The following is a 19,313-nucleotide window of genomic DNA, read 5'->3' as shown; positions in this document are numbered from 1 at the left end:
GTACTCCTGCTACGGCGTTGCCGCACTGACTCGGCTCAGGGTCATGTAGCTACCCTTGTCGAACCGGACCTTGATTTGATCGGCGCTGATTTCGGATTTTCGTATGGGCATGATTTGCGCGTTGCCGGACACGCCGGAAGATTCGGAATGGATTTCGGCGATTTGCTCGTTGGCACCGCCGGGATTCGCATCCCCACCCGCCGCATGAAGATCTGCGCGGGGCGGCTGTACCATCCAGAAAACCAGGTGGCCATTTTCCTCCAGCGTATACCTCTCGGTTACGTTATTTGCGGGTGAGCGACTTGCCGCAATGCTCTTGACGACATGCACGTGTTCGCATTTTTCGTCGCACATGCCCAGGATCACCACGCTGCCGCTGTCCGCCTTGAAGGCGTGAACCTCCACGACATCGCCCTTGCTCAGCACGGTCACGGATTGCACGATTGACGGATTGTCCTTGAACAGGGCGAAGTCCGTGGGCACCGCCGCTGAGGCCGAGACAGACACGACCAGAGATACGAGCCCTGCGCCGAAACTTCGAAGTTTCATGACGTTCACTACTCGGATGCTATTTCGCCGCGAGTTTGACCGCTACCGGCCCGTTCGTACCCGCACCGTCGCGATCGGTCTCGCGCTTGAACAGGAACAGGGTTACCAGCAGCAGGGTCATCGGCGCGAGTGAGAAATAGAACGCGTGAATGCCGTCGAAGGCGGCGAACACGCGTGCCGTGATGTACGAACCCAGGGTGCCGCCAAGCGCGGAGAACACCACGATCAAACCGGTCATCGCCGCATGCTGCGGCTTGGGCAACGAGCTCAAGGCGACCGAATTGATGACCGGATAGATCGGCGCCATCAGCAGTCCGAGCAGCGGAATCAGATAGGCCGCGACCGGCGCGTTGAACCAGCCGATGTCGGCCCGCGCGACCACATCGCGCGCCAGCGGTAAGACTACGACCACGAGCACGCCCATGCCGACCACACACACGTTCAGCAGCCGGTACCACGACACGCGCTTGAGCACGATGCCCGCGCTGATGCGGCCGAGCGCGGTCATGCCGGCAAGGATGCTGGCGAACTGGATGCTCATTGCGTTCGGCAGCTTGAGGATTTCGTTGTTGAAAGTCGGCAGCCAGGTACCGAAGCTCTGTTCGATCAGCACGTACAGAAATGCCGAGGCGAGGAATACGTAGACCAGCGGGCGCAGAAACAGGCGCAGCATTTCTGCCAGCGAATCGGCGAACGAATTGTTGTGACCTTCCGCATGCGCGGCGCTCTCGTCGAGCTGACCGGTCGCGAGCAGCACGAACACAAATGCGCAGAGGCCGGCGATCACCCAGTACACGTTCATCCACGCCGGATTGCCCGGGTTTGCGGAATCGACATAGGCGCTGAACAGCCAGTTGCCGGCGAGCACGCCGACCATGAACAGGCCTTCGATGGTATTTGTCAGACGCGAATGCGCGGTCTTGTCCGCGGTGAGCAGGCCGATCGACGAATACACCGAGACCTTGGTCAGGGCGAACGAGATACCGATGCAGGCAAACAGCAGCTTGGTGGTAACGAAGGAAGGATACAGCGGCATCAGCATGCAGGCGCCGCCGACGATCACCAGCGCGAGCATCATCGAACGCCGATAACCGAGCAGCGGCAGAAACGAGGCGACAACGAAGGAGACGAAGGCGATCGTCAAGTCTTTATAGCGTTCGAGCGAGCTGGCGTCCGGCTTGTCGATACCGAACGTGGCGATCGACTGCAGGATCACCGTGCCGACACTGTTGAGCAGAATCGCGAACACGATGTAGATCAGGGCCAGCGCGGCGATCATGCGGAATCGTTTCATGGCGACCTGCTTTGGTGGTGTGACTTGGGCGCGTTGCAGCACCAGGCCATTCTAGAGTCCCGGAGCCGGCGCCGCACGTCGCGCCGGTTCCGGATTTCCCCGGGGAAAAAAACGGCCCGGATCGCCGTTGGAGGAACGATCCGGGCCGCAGGGGGGCAACGCCTAGAACTTGTATTTCGCCTGGATATTGATTTCGCGGCCTTCGATCGAACGCGCCAGCAGAATGCCGCCGGGGCCGGTCGGGTTGCCGGCAACACGCGCATTGCCTTCGGTGAGGCCGATCTCGTTGCTCAGGTTCGTGCCCTGCACGCGGAACTGCCAGTTCTGGCCGTAGTTGGCGACGATGCCGAAGTCCCACGTTTGATACGCACCCAGCGGTGCCAGGCCGGTCTGGTCTTCGTAGCGCTGGCCGACATGGGTGTAGGTCACGAACGGCATGATATCGCCCCAATCCATCACGAACCTGTAGCTCGGCGTGATCATGTAGCGCAGCTTCGGCTGGCGCTGCAGCGGTTGGCCGTCGAAATTGACCGAGAGCGGCTTGCCGTCGACATCCGTCACTGTGATAAAGCCATTTTGATGTGAGTAGTGACCGTCCTGATAGGCGACCAGCGTGTCGATCTTCAGATTCTCGACCGGCGTGAACACGCCGTGGAAATTCACGCCTTTGGTGTCCGCGCCGAAGATCGATGTGCATTGCGGGTTGGTGCTGGTCACCGGTTGGCTGTTGCAACCGAGCGGCACATTGTTGTTGTCGGTATAGCTGTAGGTCAAACCGGTGAACTGGCGGTGGTAGGCGCTGATATCCAGATAGACAAACTCCGACTGGTATTTGAACCCGCCTTCGAAGTTGCGGATCTTCTGCAGCGGAGAAAAGTTGCCGCCCGAACCGCGAATGCCGTTATCGAAATCGTTGAAGTGGCCGCCGCTCGAAACGCGGGCGTAGGCACTCATGTTGTCGGCGATCTCGTAGTTCACGCCGGCGGTGAACGACGGATGGGTCTTGTTGTAGTTGAGATGGGTGTAGGTGCCGTCGCAGATCTGCGCGGTATTGTCGTACAGGGTCAACGGATTTCCGTCCAGGTCGATGTTCTTCTGATTGCAGGTGTACTGATCGACGTCCATGTTCTCGACGCGGCCGGCGATATCGAACAGCCAGCGATCCAGCTTCCAGGAATCGGCCAGGTAGAACGCCTGGTTGTCGCCGGTGCCGTGTTCCAGAATGTTGTAACCCTGACCGTAACTGATGATGCCTTGCGGATTGGTAATGAAGTGCGTGTTGCCGCCTTGCACATAGCTCAACGGAATTGGTTGGGCATTAGGCGTATTGGTCATCAACATCGGGTTGCCGAGCGACCAGTTATCCCGGTCTGTGTAGTGGGCCAGATACACGCCGGCGGTCAGCGTGTTGCCGTCGAAGATTTCCTTGCTCAGACGGAAATCGTTGTTGAGATTGGTCAGGTGTTTCTGGATGAGCCACCAGCCTTGCTGAATCACGCTCTGGTTGAGGCCGTAGGCGCCGGAGTTGATGTTGGTACTTACCGGATATGCGTTGCCGTTCGGCGTGGTCAGGTAATTGCCGTCGATCGGCTGGTTGCCGCTATCGCAGAAACCGGAGGCTTGACCGCCCGACCAGTTGCAGCCGTAGAGGAAATAGCCCAGCGGCTTGGGATTCGGGCCTGAGAACAGCGCGTTGGTGTTGAGATTGCCGGTGTCGTAAAGGAATTTGTCCGAAACCGACCAGCCGCCGAATTCGGCATCGTAGTTGCCGCCGAAGAAATTCAAATTGCCACCGCGTCCATTGGCGAGATTGGCCTGCTCCGTACCGCCGGCCGGATTGACGAGGGTGACGTTCTGGATGGCCTTGCTGCCGTAGGTGTCGGTCAGTGCGTTGAAGCCCGGGTAGAGTGAAAATTTGCCGCTGCTATTCTCTAACAACGGCGTCGGCACCATGAACTGGTTCTTGTCGTCGAGCTTGCGCGCCCACAGCATGATCGAGCCGTTATCCAGATCGTGGGTCAGGGTTGCGGTCAGCTGACCGCCTTCGTCGGCCTTGAATTGCGGCGAGCGTACGCCATCGGACGTACGCCAGAAACCACCAACGCTTGCGTACCAGCCGTCGGCGAGCTTGAAGCCATAGAAGCCATCGACGCGCCACAAACCTTCGTCACCGTACGTCATGCCGATCGAGCCGGATGGCTCGGATGTGCCTTGTCTGAGGATGAAGTTGGCCGTCGCGCCCATTTGACCCGCGCCATACACGACGCCCGGACCGGTCTGGACGATTTCGACGCGTTCGATCGTGTCGTCGAGGCGCAGAAACGAGCTCGAATCCATGAACGACAGCGAAGACATGCCATACAGCGGTGAACCTTGCACCATATTGGTGAAGAACGGCGCGTCGCCGCCGCCAGGGAAGCCGGCGATTTCGATATTCGCGCCGGTCTGGCCACCCGAGGATTCCGGCCAGATGCCCGGGGAGATCTTGAGTATGTCGGCCGTGCTCTTCGGGTTGGCCTCCTTGATCTGCTCGGCGTTGGCTGCAGTAATCTGGTAACTGGCGTCGATCTTCTTCAGGCCACCCGCGGTGGCCGTGCCGGTCACCACGATGCCTTCCAGCGATTGGGTGTCGGATTTTGCGGCAGCGTTTTCCCTGCCGCCCACGGTGGCGGTGGCCGGCGGGCTGGCGGCAGGCGCTTGCGCTTGCGCATCGGCTGCTGCGTCCGCAGCGAAGACATACGGCGTCAATGCCGTCAGGATTGCTGTGGTCAGAGCAAGTCTGATTAGTTTGGGTTGGTTCATGGCTGTCCCTCCTCAAAGGTGGTTTACGAACACCGGTTTCACTTCTTTACCGCTGGCCTGCGGATAGATTCATCCGCAAGTTCGCGGTGGTCAGGTTCACGATTACTGTGGTACGACGAAATCCTTCAGATTGAATTGCTGCAGATCGGGCAGTACCGCGTCGGCCGCAACGAGTATGCGCGCATCGCCGATGCCCAGCGCCGTCATGCCCGCCGCCTTGATCGCGGCAACTCCAGCTTGCGCATCCTCGATGCCGATGCATGCGGCAGGGTTGACGCCCAGCGCGGCGGCGGCGCGCTGGAAGATTTCCGGATCGGGTTTGGCGCGTGCGATCGTCGCCGAATCGACGATGTGATCGAAAAGCTGCGCCACGCCCAGACGTTCGACGAGTTCGCCGGCACTGCGGCTGGCCGAAGCCAACGCAATCTTCAACCCGGCCGCGCGTGCAGCAAGCAATGCGGCGTGCGCTCCCGGCAGCAGATCGTCCGCCGAAAACGTTGCGATGGCGGCGCGGTAGTAGCCATTCTTGCGATCGGCCAGTTCCTGCTTCTGTGCATTTGTATACTTGCTCGCCGCGGCGCCGAGCACGATCTCGAGCGAGGCGGCGCGATCGACGCCCTTGAGCTTCTCGCCGATGCCGTCGTCCCAGGGCAGGCCGAGTTCGCCGGCGAGGCGTTTCCATGCAGCCTGATGCAGATGCGCGGTGTCGGCAATCACCCCGTCGAGGTCGAAGATCAGCGCCTTGAATCGGCCCGGGAACGCCGGCGCATGGTTGGTCAGCGCGCGCGTCTGCGCAGTGCCGCATACGAGCGTCAGGCGTTCGCCCGCATGAGCGATGTCCAGCGGCGCGCCTTCGGCGAGCAGATAGTGCGCCGCTTGCGCATCCACCGTGATCGTGAGCCGCCGGCCTTGCCAGACGATGCAGAAGCGATAGTCGTGCCAGGCCGACGGCAGGATCGGATCGAAGCCGAGCCGCCCGGCGTGCACGCGCAAGCCACCGAAGCCCCAGGCGAACGCCAGCCAGCTTCCTCCCATCGCGGCCATGTGCGCGCCGTGATTCGCGTTCGCGTGCAGGTCGTCGAGATCGACGCGCAGCGTCTCGTGGAAAAAACGCAGAGCCTGATCCGCATGGCCGACTTCCGCGGCGAGGATCGCGAAGGTCGACGCGGACAGCGTCGAATCGTGTACGGTGATCTTCTCGTAATAATCGAAGCTGCGCCGCTTGGTGGCGCGATCGAGGTTATCGCCGGCGAGGACGAGAGCGAGCAGCGCATCGGCCTGCTTGCACACCTGGTAGCGGTACAGGGTCAGCGGATGATGGTGCATCAGCAGCGGATATTTTTCCGGCGGCGTGCCGGCGAAATCCCACACCGCCTTGTCGAGGAAGGTGTCGTCCTGCGCGACGATGCCGAGCCTGGCGTCGAATGGCAGATACATCGCGTCGGCGGCGCGTGCGAAGGCGGCGAGCTCGGTCTTGTCGAAGCCGAGCTTCGCGGCGAGCGCGGCGTAAACGGCGGGTGCCGTCGACTCGAGTTCGCGCGTGGCCGTCAGCATATAGCGCAGATGTTCCTGCGCCATGCGGTTGGTGTAATAGTTGTTGTCGATCAGCGCGGTGTATTCGTCAGGCCCGGTTACGGCGTCGATGCAGAACGCACCGCCACGACGCGCATTGAAATGGCCGATCTGCAGCCAGATGCGCGCGGTTTCGATCAGCATTTCCACGCCGACCCCGGCGAGGAACGCGCGGTCGTCGCTGGCCTCGACGTAGAGCTTGATCGCGAACGCAACCGCCGCGTTGATGTGATATTGCGCGGAACCGCTCGGATAGTGCGCCGAGCATTCGTCGCCTTCGATCGTGCGCCACGGATACAGCGCGCCGCGCGCATGCCCCATCTCGCGCGCATGCGCACGCGCACGGTCGAGCGCGCGGAAGCGCCAGATCAGACTCGGTTGCATGAGTTCGGGTGCGGTGAACGCGAGCGCCGGCAGGACGAAGGTTTCCGAATCCCAGAACGCATGGCCTTCGTAACCCTCGCCGGTCAGGCCCTTGGCGGCGATACCGTTGCGGCCGTCGCGGCCGACCGATTGGAAAATGTGGAAAAGGCTAAAATGCAGCGCCTGCTCGTCGGCCTTGCCCTGATCGGCATCGCGACTGTTGATCGAGATCGCGGCATCGCGCCAGAACGCGGCGAATTCGCCCGCCTGTGCCTGCGCGAGCTTGTCGAACCCGGCAGCGGTGGCCGCGTCGAGCGTCGCGCTGGCGGCGGCGTGCAGGTCTTCGGCGGAGCCGGTCGCGCCCGGCTGGGTCCACGCATAGGCGACGAATTTCTCCAAAGTGATCTCGCCGCCCGCCCGAATCTCGCCTGCATAGGTCTGCGACGCGCTGTGCGTATCGGCGCTGGCGCCGGCGAACTGCGCGCCCTGCACGCGATGACGCTGTGTGCAGACCACGCCGATCGCGCTCGCGCGCGTGTGCTGGGCCAGCCACGCGCCGCTTTCGTCGGCGGCGGTGTGCGAGGTGCTCATGTCCAGACCCGTGCCGGCGCCAATACGCGGATCGTCGCCCTGCGCCGCCGCCTGGCGGTCGCCGACGATCGAGGATTCGAGCGCGATCGGCCCGCTGTAGTCCAGCGAACGCAGGTGGAAGCGGATGCACAACAGGCCCGGGTGCGCGATCGGCACGATGCGCTCGGCGGTGATCGCGAACGTCTCGCCGCGTGCGCTGCGCCAGCGCAGGGATCGAGAAAGTCTTCCCTGGCGAAAATCCAGAGCGCGTTCGAATGCGAGAATTTCGCCGTGCGCCGGATCGACGTGGGCATCGCCGAGGCGGATGCGAATCGCGGTTGCGTCGGCGACCGGTACGCGCGTATCCGTATTGCGCGCGAAACCGTGGTGACGTTCGTGATGATGGATCGGCGCGCGTTCCCACACGCCGGCGAGGAAGCTGCCCTGGGTCGGGCTGGGAGATTCCTCGAAGCCGCCGCGCACTCCGAGTGCGCCGTTGGCCAAGGCAAACAAGGTTTCGTCGCGTGCGTCGTGTTGCGGATCGCGCCGCCGCTGGATCAGGCGCCACGGATCGGCGGCCGGGGCGGGTGCGGAGCCTGGTTCTGCGTCGAGCGCGCGCTCACGTTGCGCGAGGCGGTTGATCGGCTGCGGCGCGCCGCTGCTCACGCGTAGATAATCCACGGGCAGGTGTGCAGGAAGGCATCTGCGGCAGGCTTCGCCAGAGTCGCGGCGCACGCGCGCCGACCAGTGCAATCTTGCATCTGCTCTCCCTCCGTATGCCGTCGGTTGCGCGTTTTGGCAACGCGTCTGTCATCTACTGCGGCGCAAGCTAGCACCGATTGGTACCGATATCAAGACACCGATACCAAGGCCTCGCCGGGCAAACACGATCGGCGCTACAGCGATCGTTGCCGGAACGTGTGCGCCGGGCGGTCTCCTGGCCGCGTCAGCTATTGAACGGTGGGGTTGCAAAGCGCCACACTAGCGGTTCACGCCATCGATCCACGCAGCAGGGAAACGGAAATGAGCACATCCAGGCGCAGCGGCAAGCCGGCACACGCCGCACGCGCGCCGATCACGATGGCGGATCTCGCGCGCATTGCCGGGGTCTCGAAGATCACCGTGTCACGGGCGTTGAGCGAAAACGGCATCGTCAACCCGCGCACCCGCGAAAGCGTGCGTGCGCTCGCTGCCGAGCACGGCTACAAACTCAATGTCAGCGCGCGCAACCTGCGCCTGCGCCAGAGTCACACGGTCGCGGTGATCGTGGAGATGACGCCGAGCGTGAACCGGCCGATGTTCGATCCGTATCCGCTGGAACTGCTGGGTGGCATCGCGCAGGAACTGGCCGCAGCGAACTACAGCGTGCTGCTGACCACGCGGCAGGGCGCACTCGCGCCCGCGGTGCAGGCGGCCGATGCGGTGATCCTGCTCGGCCAGGGCGCCAAGCAACAAGCGGTGCATGTGTTCGACCGATTGCGTCTGCCGATGGTCGTATGGGGTGCGGCGAGTCCCGGCGACGAACATATCGTCGTCGGCAGCGACAATCGTCAGGGCGGAGCGAGCGCGGCCGAGCGCTTCCTGTCTCTCGAGCGCCGGCATCCGGTGTTTCTCGGCGACACCGATCATCCGGAAATGGCCGAACGTCACGCCGGCTTCGTCGAGCGGCTGGCGACGCGCAACATCCATCCGATCGTGGTGAACCACAAGGCCTTCACTGCCCAATCGGGTATCGAAGCAGTGCAATCCCTGTTGCGCAAGAAGGTCCGTTTCGACGCGATCTTCACCTGCAACGATCTGCAGGCGATGGGTGCGATCCGCGCCCTGATCGAACTCGGCCATCGCGTGCCCGAGGACGTCAGCGTGATCGGCTACGACGATACGCCGCTCGGCGCGGCTTTCATTCCGCCGCTGTCGTCGGTGCACCAGAACTGGCGTGAGGGGGGCATTCTGCTCGCGCGCAAGGCGCTCGCGCTGTTCCGTCGCGAAGTCGTGCATTCGGAAACGCTGCCGAGCCGGTTGGTGGTGCGCGCGACCTGACACTGTCAGCGTTCGCTCGTTTTGCTACTCGGCTCGTCATGCCGACGAAAGCCGGCACCCATCCCGGCTCGTCATACCGGCGAAGGCCGGTATCCAGTGTCTTAAGCAAGGCTTCCACTCGCCTGCGGCGAGCGGGTCACTTTTCTTTGTGTGCCCAAAGAAAAGTAACCAAAAGAAATGCACCCCCGATGCCGCGCTCGCAGGGTGAAGCCCTGCGAGTGCGCAAGGTCACGCAGGGGTTCGCTTGACGTACATCCCTGTACGTTCGCGAACTGACGCGCATCCGGCAACTGCTCCCTGCGTTGCTCTACCTCCGGCATCCATGCCGTCGCCTGCGCGTCATCCTCACGGACTTTTCCTGCGTGCCCTCGCCGCGGCAAAGGGGGCCCGGATCAAGCAAAGGCAATGCAACACATCGCAGATATATAAGCGCAGTCCATGGATGGACGGGTTAGCGGAATCCGGCGCCTTTCGCGGTGCCGAGCATCGCAGGCTGCGGCGGAGAATGCCCGCAGGGGCGCGCGCACGAGGCGCGCGCGTTCGCGAACGTACAGGGATGTGCGTCAAGCGAACCCCGTCGCAGCCGAGAAGCGCAGGGCATTGTGCTGCGCTGACGCGCAGCACAACATCGCGTCGGGCGCCTAGCCTTTTGGTTACTTTTGCGCGATGGCAAAAGTAACTCGCTCGCCGCAGGCGAGTGAAAGCCTTTGCTTTCGGAAGAGCCAAAAGCGAGGAACTGGATTCGTTGTCAGGGCGTCACACGCTCCCAAGTCTGGGTGCGACCGAGCAGGGAGAAACCTTTGAATCCGCGCACCAGCAGTTTGCTGCCGCCTTCGGTCGGCGTAAGTTTGCAGCCATACGTGCTGCCATTTTTCGGATCGAGGATCGTGCCGCCGTCCCACACATCGCCGTCTTTCTTCATGTCCCAGATAATGGTCATGCCTTCAACCGGCTGGTTCTTGCGCTCGCCTTCGCATTTGTCGCAGATTGGATGCGGACCGGTGTCTGATTGCAGCACTTCCTTGACCTTGCCGGTGACCACGCCGTTCGCTTCACTGATCTCGACGATGGACTTCACCTTCTTGGTTACATCGTCGATGGTTTTCCAGGTACCAACCGGCGTCATTTCGGCCGCCACGACGGAACCGGCGAACAATGCCGCGGCTGCGGCGAGCAAACAAGAATATGTGCGCATACTCCCTCCGTTTCTTCGACTGTGTCTGTGACGCGCGGCAGATGCGTCCGCACGCGCGCTGCTACAATCGCATCCTATCCCACATCGTGCCCGCGCATCCATGACCCAACAGCTGCAGGAGACCGTCAAGCGACTCATCTCCCAAATTGTCGACCCTTATACCGGCCAGGATCTGGCCACCGGCGGAACGCTGCAAGGCGTCGGCATCGACGGCAGCAAGGTGGCGGTCGATATCGTGCTCGGCTATCCGGCGAAGTCGGTGGCCGATGAACTCGCTCAGCGTGTGCGCGACGTATTGCAGGCGGATGCCAGCATCGCACAGGCGACGGTCAGTGTGAGTTCGCGCGTGCGCGCACACACGGTGCAGAAGGAGCTCACGCCACTGCCCAACGTAAAAAATATACTCGCAGTCGCCTCGGGCAAGGGCGGAGTAGGCAAGTCGACGACGTCGGCAAACTTGGCGCTGGCGCTACAGGCCGAAGGCGCCAAGGTCGGCCTGCTCGACGCGGACATCTACGGGCCGAGCATTCCACGCATGATGGGCGTGTCGGGCAAGCCCGATTCGCGCGACGGCCAGCGCATCGAACCGAAGCTCGCGCACGGCGTGCAGACCATGTCGATCGGTTTCCTGATCGAGGAAGACACGCCGATGATCTGGCGCGGGCCGATGGTCACCCAGGCGCTGACCCAGTTGCTCAACGAAACCAACTGGGTTGATCTGGATTACCTGATCATCGATCTGCCGCCGGGTACCGGCGATATCCAGCTCACCTTGTGCCAGAAAGTGCCGGTCTCCGGCGCGTTGATCGTGACCACGCCGCAGGATATCGCCTTGCTTGATGCGAAGAAGGCGCTGAAGATGTTCGAGAAGGTCGAAGTGCCGGTGTTGGGCATCGTCGAAAACATGGCCTTGCATACGTGCAGTCAGTGCGGCCATACGGAACATATTTTCGGCTCGGGTGGCGGCGAGCGCATGGCGCAACAGTATGATGTGCCGCTGCTCGGCTCGCTGCCGCTGGATATCCGCATTCGCGAGCAGGCCGATGGCGGCACGCCGACCGTAGCCGCCGATCCACATGGTGCGCTCGCGCAGGCCTACGCCGAGATCGCGCGCAAGGCGGCGGCGCTGCTGTCGCTGCGTTCGCGCAGCAAGTCGATACAGTTTCCCAAGATTGTGATTCAGAATACGTGAGTGACGAACGGCAAGACGGACAGACGAGGAGACGAGGAGACGGGTAGACGAAGATCTGCCAAACCGCGATGCTCTTCCGTCTGCCCGTCTGCCCGTCTGCCCGTCTGCCCGTCTGCCCATTCCGAATCGGAGGCAAGTTTGAGTATCAAGAGCGATAAATGGATCCGCCAGATGGCGGAAAAGCACGGCATGATCGAGCCGTTCGAGCCGGGCCAGGTTCGCGTCAACGCGAGCGGCGGCAAGATGATTTCGTATGGCACGTCGAGCTACGGCTACGACGTGCGCTGTGCGGACGAATTCAAGGTGTTCACCAATATCAACTCGACCATCGTCGACCCGAAGGCATTCGATGCGCGCAGTTTCGTGGACGTGAAATCGGCCGAATGCATCATCCCGCCCAACTCGTTTGCGCTGGCGCGGACGGTGGAGTACTTTCGAATTCCGCGCAAGGTATTGACCATCTGCCTCGGCAAGAGCACCTATGCGCGCTGCGGCATCATCGTCAACGTGACGCCGCTGGAGCCGGAATGGGAAGGCCATGTCACCCTCGAATTTTCCAACACCACGCCGCTGCCGGCGCGGATTTATGCCAACGAGGGCGTCGCCCAGATGCTGTTTCTCGAATCCGACGAGGAGTGTGAGGTAAGCTACCGCGACCGTGGCGGCAAATACATGGGTCAGCGTGGCGTCACCTTGCCACAGGCATGATGGCAGGCGCCGGCACCGACGAAACCAAGGCTAGGAAATCAATGCAGAAAAATATACTTTCATCCGGGTTGAAAGCGATTGCGCTGTTGTTGCTGGTCGCCGCGCTCGCCGCCTGCGGCGGTCGCGACGAGCTGAAGAAAGGCACGACCGATGTCGTCAAGACGCCGGGGCAATACGATCTCACCGTGCTTGCTGACAAGGATGGCCAGTTCGATCTGCAGGGCGCCACGCTCAATGCCGAAGACCTGCGCGGACATATCCGCTACCGCAACGAAACCGGCCAGCCGGTGCACACGATGCTGCTCAAGCCCGGCGAGAAGCAGAAAGTCACCAACCAGCATATCGCGGGCCTTGCCGGTATCGCGCGCGATCTGAAGGTCGACGCGTTCGTCGAAGACAACGACGGCAGACTCAAACTGATCCAGATCGCCGACTAGTGGCCTGTAACAGAGGAAGGGGAAGAGGGATCGCGCCGGGATCGGGGTGCTGGGCGCCGGTCCGGAGTGAGGCCCATAGCCGAAGCTATGGGCCGATTGAGGATCAAGCGCAGCGCCGCGAGACCCAGCGAGCTGCTTTCAATTCCTCTGTTACAGGCCACTAGTACGCGGGGTTGCCGGGGTTACGATACTTAATTGAAGCGGGAGACTGAAATGCGTCGCTTAGTTACAAGTTTGATCCTGATCCTGAGTCTCGGCTTCGCCGCCTCCACGATGGCGAGGGAGATCGAGGACGGCAAGTTGCTCGTCTATCCGACCAAGGACGGCAAGTACAAGGTCGGCGATTTCATGGGCGACAAGGTCAGTTTCTATGGCTATGTCGGCGACAAGTGGCAGACCGCGCACGACAAGGGCAAAGATCTTGTCGGCCTGCTGTTGAAGAAAGGCGAGAACGCCACGGCCGAACAGAAACACATCGTCTACGTCACCGCCAGGCAGATGAAAATGGATGCGTTCGTCGAAATCGACGGCAAGGAACAGAAGATCGAGGAAGCCCCTCCGCCGGCGCCCACGCCGCCCGTACAGCCTGCACCCGAAGGGCAGCCAGCACCTGTTGCGCCCGAAGGACAGCCTGTGCCCGCTGGACAGCCAGCACCCGCGTCGCCGGCACAATCTGCACCCGATGCGCCCGTAGGACAGCCGGCGCCCGCAGGACAACCTGCGCCTCCGGCACAACAACCTGCGCCTGCGGCTCAGCCAGTACCTGCGGCGCAGCCCGCGCCCGAACCGACATCCGGTACGACCCAGCACTAGCACTGCGCCGTTACGCGCAGCGTTCCATCCGTGAACGCTGCGCGATTCCTGATTCGTCAAAGTCTTGCTGCTGCTCCGTTTCCGGTGCAGACGCCGGGTTTTGCGTCGCGCTCGCCGCCGGCATTCGGTAGTATCCGGGCTCAAGAAAACCACCCGGGTTCATGGGGTGATTTCGCGCCGCCGCCAGGCGTGCCGTGCGTCATTCCGTCGTCACAAGGGAAGCGGGGAGAGTGAGCAGCGTTGGTGATTTCAATCCGCTCGGTTGTACCGTTCTGCATGCGACGCGCAGCGTGATCGTTGCGGCCGATGCTGCGCGCAACGCCCGCCGTGTCGCTGCGAGTCTGTTGCTCAGTTGCGCGCTGGCCGCCTGCGTCAGCTACGAGCCGAAACCCCTGCAGCCGGAACAAGGCGCCGCGCAATTCGCGGCGCGCCGGCTCGATGCCCCGGCGTTGCGCGAACAGGTGGCCCGTGTGCTGCCGCAGGCCGCGACGACGTGGCCGCCGCCGGCATGGGATCGCGCGGCGCTGCTCGCGGTCGCGCTTGTGTCCAATCCGAAACTCGCCGTCGCGCGTGCGCAGGTGCAGGCGGCACGCGCGCACGAGCGCGCGGTCGCGCAACCGGCGAATCCCGATCTGACCCTGCAGTCCGAGTACGCGCGCCACGATCCGCATCCATGGCTGTACGGTTTCGCGCTCGACTTTCCGTTGCGCCCGCCCGCGCGCAAGCGCCTGGAAACCGGTCTCGCGAGGATCGGCACGGGCAATGCGCAGTGGCAACTGCTGGATCAGGTCTGGGCGACGCGGCGCAGTCTGATCGCGGCACTGTCCGATCGCGAAGTAGCACAACAGCGCGTGCAAATCCTTGAACGGCTGGCTGGTGCGCAGCGGCGACTTGTTGCGATCGAGGAAAAGCGCGTCGCGGCGGGTGAGGATGCGCCGAACGAGTTGCTGCTTGCGCGTCAGGCACGCATCGGCACCGACCAGCAGCAGGCCGAGGCGCGCGCGAGCCTGGCGGCTGCACAGGCGGCGGTCGCTGCGGCACTCGGCCTGCCACCACAGGCCCTGGATGGCATCGATCTGCGCTGGCCCGAGTGGGGCGCACCGCCGGCGTTCGCTGAAAACCGCTTGCGCGAAGCGCGCGAACAGGCGCTGCTGTCGCGCTCGGATCTCGCGGCCGCGATCGGCGACTACGCGGAAACCGAGAACAAGCTGCAGCAGGCGGTGTTGCGTCAATATCCACAATTACACTTGTCGCCTGGGTACTATTGGGATCATGGCGTCGCCAAATTCCCGTTCGACGTCGGCTTGACCTTGCCGTTGTTCAGTCGCGGCGAGATCGCCGAAGTGCGCGCGGCGCGCGATGTCGCCGGTGAGCGCGTGCTGGCGCTGCAGGCGGAGATTTACGGCACTATCGCCGCGGCCGAACGCGGCGAAGACAACGCACGCGCCGGCGCGGACACCGCCGCGCGCAGCCTGCAGTTGTCGCAGCAGCAGGCGCGGCAGGCGCAGACTGGTCTCACGCTCGGCGCGCTCGGCGTCGAAGAAGAAGTCGCCGCGCAGATTCTGCTTCTGCGCAGCGAGCTCGAAGCGCTGCAGTTGCGCGCACAATGGCAGGCCGCGCGCAACGCGCTCGAAGACGCGCTGCACGCGCCGTTGTCCGGCCCCGAGCTGGGCATGTCCAGGAATTTGCCGGTTGCGATCGCGGAGCCGCAGCGATGAGATATACGTTTATACATTTATCGAAAATCGCACTGGCGGCGGCGCTGCTGTGTGCGTCCGTAGCGCACGCCGCCGGCGCGGATGACGACGACACCGTACCTGCGGGCCAGAAAGGCGCGTTGCCGAGCCTGAGTGCGCAGCAGCAGAAGGCGGTCGGCATCGTCATCGCGCATGCGCTCAAGGCGACGGCGCCAGAGCGCATTCCTGCGCTGGGCCTCGTGCTCGACCCGGCTGCGCTGGTGGCGGATGCGGGCGACGCGGATTCCACACGCGCCGCCGAGCGCGCCGCGGCCGCCGAGGTGGAACGTCTGCGCGGATTGCTGCATGCAGGCGCGGGCGCATCGCAGAAAGCGCTCGACGCGGCGCTGGTCGAACTGGCGCATGCGCACGCGCAGGCCGACGCGGCGGCAGCGCGCTTCAGTGTGCGCTGGGGCGCACTCGCTGCGTTGCCCGCGGGTGAACGCGCAAAATCGATCGGCGCCGCAACGACCGGCAAGCATTTGCTGACGCGCGCGGATTTGATCGGCCGGCATAGCCTGGGTATCGTGCCGGACAAGGCGATTCTCGATGTCGACGGCGTCGATCTGCCCGGTCGCGTGCTTGGCCTTGTCGCACAGGCGTCGGCGGATGTGCAGGGCGTCGGTGTCCTGATCGAAGTCGACGACCCGTTGCCCGGACTCGGCGCCGGCGCGCGCGTGCCGGTCGCCCTGATCGGCCCGCTGCGCACGGGTTTGCTGGTGCCGCACGGCGCGCTGCTCTACGACGCGGGCGGCGCCTACGTCTACAAGCAGTTGACGAAAAAAACCGCCGACGACAAGAATCAGTACGCGCAGATCAAGGTCAAACTGCTGCTCGCGCAGGGCGATGGCTGGCTGGTCGAAGGCATCGACGACGACGACGATATCGTTGTGCACGGCGCCGGCGTGCTGTGGTCGCTGCAGGGACTGGGCGGGCAGAAAGCCGATGACGACGACTGACGCGGCGCGCAGCCCATGCTAGCGGCCATCGTCCGCGCCTCGCTGGCGAATCCGCGCATCGTCACCGCGTTGTCGGTGCTGATCGCGGTGCTCGGCGTCGCGGCCTTGTTCTCGGCGCGCTTCGACGTGTTCCCGGATTTCGCGCCGCCGCATGTGCTGGTGCAGACCGAGGCGCCCGGTCTCGACGCGACCCAGGTCGAGGCGCTGGTCACGCGTCCGCTCGAAGGTCTGCTTGCGGGTGCGGAAAACGTCGGTTCGGTACGGTCGACATCGAGCCAGGGCCTGTCGGCGATCCAGGTCGTGTTCGATCGCAGCGGCGATCCGTATCGTCAGCGCCAGGTCGTCAGCGAACGTCTCGCCGATGCGGGCGGCTTGCTGCCGCAGGGTGTCGGCGCGCCGCTGCTGTCGCCGCTGTCCTCGTCGATGGAATATCTTGTCCACTTCGGCTACAGCAGCGACACGCTTACGCCGATCGAACTGCGCGATCTGGTGCAGTGGACGATCAAGCCGCAGATTCTCGCCGTGCCCGGCGTGGCGCAGGCGCAGATCTTCGGTGGCGAAGTGCGCGAGCGGCAGATCATCGTCGATCCGCTGAAACTCGCCGCCGCCCAACTCACGCTCGACGACGTGTTCAACGCGACCCGGCGCGCAACCGAACTGATCGGCGGTGGCTATGTCGAAACCGCGACGCAGCGCATCGTGCTGCGTGCCGAAGCGGCCGGCGCGACGCCGCAAGCGCTCGCCCAGGCTATCGTCGGCACGCACGCGGGATTTCCGGTGCGTCTGGGCGATGTCGCCACGATCCGTGATGGCGCCGAGCCGCGTTTCGGCGACGCGATCATCGGCACCAAACCCGGTATCCTGATCGAGACCTCGACCCAGTTCGGCGCCAACACGCTCGACGTCACGCGCGCGCTCGAAGCGCGCCTCGACGCGCTCGCGCCCGCGCTGAAAAAACAGGGCGTCGAATATCATCCGGCTCTGCTGCGCCCGGCGAGCTTCATCGAAAGCGCGATCGCAAAGCTGCGCAATTCACTGCTGATCGGCGCGGTCCTCGTTGTTGCGCTGCTGCTCGTTACCTTGCGCGACTGGCGCGGCGCGCTGGTGTCGTTCAGCGCGATTCCGCTCGCGCTGCTGACCGCGGTGTGGATCCTGCAATCGTTCGGCTTCAGCCTCAACACGATGACGCTCGGCGGTATCGTTGTCGCGCTCGGCGTGGTGGTCGACGATGCGGTGATCGATGTCGAGAACATCCTGCGCCGCCGGCGCAATGCCGGCGACGATGTCGATATCAAGCAGCTTTTCATTGGCGCCTCGCTCGAGGTGAGGCGGCCGGTGTTCTATGCGACGGCGGCGGTCGCGGTCGCGTTTCTGCCGATCCTGATGATGACCGGCATCCAGGGCGCGTTTTTCCGCCCGCTGTCGATTGCATTCCTGCTCGCCGTGGGTCTGTCGCTGCTGGTCGCAATGAGCGCAACGCCTGCGTTGTGCGTGTTGACGATGGGTAATCATCAGCCGCGCGCCGAAGCGGGCTTTCTCGCGCGCTGCAAACGTGCTCAATGGCGCACGATCGAGTGGCTCGGCCGGCGTCCGCGCACGGTGTGGACGATCCTGATCGCCAGTGGCATTGCCGGCATCGTGCTGCTGCCGCTGCTCGGCGCGCGCCTGCTGCCGGATTTTCGCGAGAATTATCTGATCGCGCATGCCGGATTGCGCCCGGGCATTTCGCTGACCGAAACCACGCGCGTGGGTCTGAATATTTCCAGGGGTCTGGCCGCGATTCCGGGAGTCAAGAGCGTCGCCGAGCAGATCGGCCGCGCCGAGAATGGGCAGGACCCGGATACGCCCGAACGCAGCGAATTCGAGGTGCAGATCGACCCCGAGCACGGACGCAGCGCGGGCGACATCGACAAGGCGATCCGCGCCGTGTTCGACGATTATCCGAATCAATTGGTAGAAATATACTCGGTGCTGGCCGAGCGCATCGGCGAAACCCTGTCGGGCGAATCCGCGCCGTTTTCGATCAGCGTATTCGGCGCCGATCTCGATGCGGACGACGCGGCTGCGACGCAGGTCGCTACTGCGCTGCAAAAGTTGCCGGACAGCGGCAATGTACGTCTGATCGTGCCGGCACGCCAGCCCGAGCTGCATCTGGAATTGAAGCCCGAGCAGCTGGCGCTTTATGGATTGCAGGCGGCCGATGTGCTCGACACGGTGAATGCCGCGTATCACGGCAGTACGGTGGCAACCTTGAGCCAAGCCGACCGCAGCGTGCCGGTCGCGGTGCGCATCGCGGGCGCTGGTGCGGATCCGCAGGCAGTCGGCGCGCTGCTGCTGCGCGGACGCGACGGTGCGCTGGTGCCGCTCGCAACCGTGGCGAAACTCGAAATGCAGTCCGGGCGCAGCCAAGTCAATCATCAGGACGGCCTGCGCCGGCAAATCGTTGCTGCGGCGCCGACGACGACCGACCAGGCAGGATTCGCGAAACGCGCGCGCGCATTGATCGCGAAGATCGAACTGCCGCCCGGCGTGTATCTGCGCTACGGCGGCGCGGCGCAAGTGCAAGCCGACGCCCAGCACGAGTTGCTGCTGCATTCGGCCGCGGCGTTCGTGCTGATCGTACTGCTGCTCGCGCTCGCGTTCGGTCATGCGCGTCATGTACTGCTCGTGCTGATCGCGCTACCGAGTACCCTGATCGGCGGCGTCGCCGCGGTTGTGCTGACCGGCGGTACCCTGACGCTGGGCGCGATGGTCGGCTTCGTCGCGTTGTTCGGCATGGCCGCGCGCAACACGATCCTGCTGATCTCGCACTACGATCATCTGGTCGGCGAGGAAGGGCAGGCGTGGAATCTGCAAACGGCCTTGCGTGGTGCGGGGGAACGCCTTACACCCGTATTGCTGACCGCGTTGCTCACCGCGCTGGCGCTGCTGCCAGTCGCGCTGCAGTTGCATCAGCCGGGCCATGAAATCGAAGGGCCGATGGCCGTGGTGATACTCGGCGGTCTGGTGTCCTCGACCCTGGTCAGCCTGTTGCTGATTCCGCCGCTCGCCGCACGCTGGTTGCGACCCGGCTAGCGAGCAGC

Annotated in this window: 13 protein-coding genes; 8 read left to right on the top strand and 5 right to left on the bottom strand. The window is 63.7% G+C overall.

Annotated elements, in window-relative coordinates; genetic code table 11:
• Positions 1-9 precede the first annotated feature (9 nt).
• The 4 genes from VIE67_RS04355 to pgmB all read right to left on the bottom strand — a co-directional run bounded on the left by VIE67_RS04355 (position 10) and on the right by pgmB (position 7,816).
• Entirely contained in the window at positions 10-558 is a 549-nt protein-coding gene (locus VIE67_RS04355; RefSeq protein ID WP_332023630.1) for a hypothetical protein, read from the bottom strand.
• Between the two features lie 10 nt (positions 559-568).
• Complete coding sequence (locus tag VIE67_RS04350) at positions 569-1,843, bottom strand: MFS transporter (protein WP_332023628.1); 1,275 nt, start codon at positions 1,841-1,843, stop codon at positions 569-571.
• A gap of 162 nt (positions 1,844-2,005) precedes the next feature.
• On the bottom strand, positions 2,006-4,645 hold the full coding sequence (locus VIE67_RS04345) for a TonB-dependent receptor (RefSeq protein WP_332023626.1): 2,640 nt from the start codon (positions 4,643-4,645) through the stop codon (positions 2,006-2,008).
• Between the two features lie 102 nt (positions 4,646-4,747).
• The gene (gene pgmB / locus VIE67_RS04340; RefSeq protein WP_332023625.1) at positions 4,748-7,816 is read right to left on the bottom strand and encodes a beta-phosphoglucomutase; all 3,069 of its coding nucleotides are present in this window, start codon (positions 7,814-7,816) and stop codon (positions 4,748-4,750) included.
• A gap of 357 nt (positions 7,817-8,173) precedes the next feature.
• Here pgmB and VIE67_RS04335 point away from each other — a divergent pair, with 357 nt between their 5' ends.
• Complete coding sequence (locus VIE67_RS04335) at positions 8,174-9,190, top strand: LacI family DNA-binding transcriptional regulator (RefSeq protein WP_332023623.1); 1,017 nt, start codon at positions 8,174-8,176, stop codon at positions 9,188-9,190.
• 748 nt (positions 9,191-9,938) lie between these two features.
• Here VIE67_RS04335 and VIE67_RS04330 read toward each other — a convergent pair.
• A complete protein-coding gene (locus VIE67_RS04330) occupies positions 9,939-10,385 on the bottom strand; it encodes a DUF2147 domain-containing protein (protein ID WP_332023621.1) in 447 nt (148 codons plus the stop codon).
• A gap of 100 nt (positions 10,386-10,485) precedes the next feature.
• Here VIE67_RS04330 and apbC point away from each other — a divergent pair, with 100 nt between their 5' ends.
• The 7 genes from apbC (at position 10,486) to VIE67_RS04295 (ending at position 19,305) form a co-directional block, all read left to right on the top strand.
• Complete coding sequence (apbC, locus tag VIE67_RS04325; RefSeq protein ID WP_332023620.1) at positions 10,486-11,577, top strand: iron-sulfur cluster carrier protein ApbC; 1,092 nt, start codon at positions 10,486-10,488, stop codon at positions 11,575-11,577.
• 138 nt (positions 11,578-11,715) lie between these two features.
• A complete protein-coding gene (gene dcd / locus VIE67_RS04320; protein WP_332023618.1) occupies positions 11,716-12,285 on the top strand; it encodes a dCTP deaminase in 570 nt (189 codons plus the stop codon).
• Positions 12,282-12,722, top strand: a complete 441-nt coding sequence (locus VIE67_RS04315) for a hypothetical protein (RefSeq protein WP_332023616.1) — start codon at positions 12,282-12,284, stop codon at positions 12,720-12,722. The genes dcd and VIE67_RS04315 overlap by 4 nt, the downstream gene beginning before the upstream one ends.
• Positions 12,723-12,935: 213 nt before the next feature.
• On the top strand, positions 12,936-13,535 hold the full coding sequence (locus tag VIE67_RS04310) for a hypothetical protein (RefSeq protein ID WP_332023614.1): 600 nt from the start codon (positions 12,936-12,938) through the stop codon (positions 13,533-13,535).
• Between the two features lie 230 nt (positions 13,536-13,765).
• The gene (locus VIE67_RS04305) at positions 13,766-15,253 is read left to right on the top strand and encodes a TolC family protein (protein WP_332023612.1); all 1,488 of its coding nucleotides are present in this window, start codon (positions 13,766-13,768) and stop codon (positions 15,251-15,253) included.
• Positions 15,250-16,230, top strand: coding sequence for an efflux RND transporter periplasmic adaptor subunit (locus VIE67_RS04300; RefSeq protein WP_332023610.1), 981 nt, complete (start codon positions 15,250-15,252; stop codon positions 16,228-16,230). The genes VIE67_RS04305 and VIE67_RS04300 overlap by 4 nt, the downstream gene beginning before the upstream one ends.
• A 15-nt stretch (positions 16,231-16,245) precedes the next feature.
• The gene (locus VIE67_RS04295; RefSeq protein ID WP_332023608.1) at positions 16,246-19,305 is read left to right on the top strand and encodes an efflux RND transporter permease subunit; all 3,060 of its coding nucleotides are present in this window, start codon (positions 16,246-16,248) and stop codon (positions 19,303-19,305) included.
• Positions 19,306-19,313: the final 8 nt, after the last annotated feature.

Origin of the sequence: Rudaea sp. (genome assembly GCF_036560865.1) — a bacterium.
Lineage (GTDB): Bacteria > Pseudomonadota > Gammaproteobacteria > Xanthomonadales > Rhodanobacteraceae > Rudaea.
Note: the sequence above shows the minus strand (reverse complement) of the source record. Positions and strands in the feature narration are given on the sequence as shown.

Coding starts and splice junctions, on each gene's coding strand:
- VIE67_RS04350 (WP_332023628.1), bottom strand. CDS start 1,843: ATGAAACGATTCCGCATGATCGCCGCGCTGGCCCTGATCTACATCGTG.
- VIE67_RS04345 (WP_332023626.1), bottom strand. CDS start 4,645: ATGAACCAACCCAAACTAATCAGACTTGCTCTGACCACAGCAATCCTG.
- VIE67_RS04335 (WP_332023623.1), top strand. CDS start 8,174: ATGAGCACATCCAGGCGCAGCGGCAAGCCGGCACACGCCGCACGCGCG.
- VIE67_RS04330 (WP_332023621.1), bottom strand. CDS start 10,385: ATGCGCACATATTCTTGTTTGCTCGCCGCAGCCGCGGCATTGTTCGCC.
- apbC (WP_332023620.1), top strand. CDS start 10,486: ATGACCCAACAGCTGCAGGAGACCGTCAAGCGACTCATCTCCCAAATT.
- VIE67_RS04315 (WP_332023616.1), top strand. CDS start 12,282: ATGATGGCAGGCGCCGGCACCGACGAAACCAAGGCTAGGAAATCAATG.
- VIE67_RS04310 (WP_332023614.1), top strand. CDS start 12,936: ATGCGTCGCTTAGTTACAAGTTTGATCCTGATCCTGAGTCTCGGCTTC.
- VIE67_RS04300 (WP_332023610.1), top strand. CDS start 15,250: ATGAGATATACGTTTATACATTTATCGAAAATCGCACTGGCGGCGGCG.
- VIE67_RS04295 (WP_332023608.1), top strand. CDS start 16,246: ATGCTAGCGGCCATCGTCCGCGCCTCGCTGGCGAATCCGCGCATCGTC.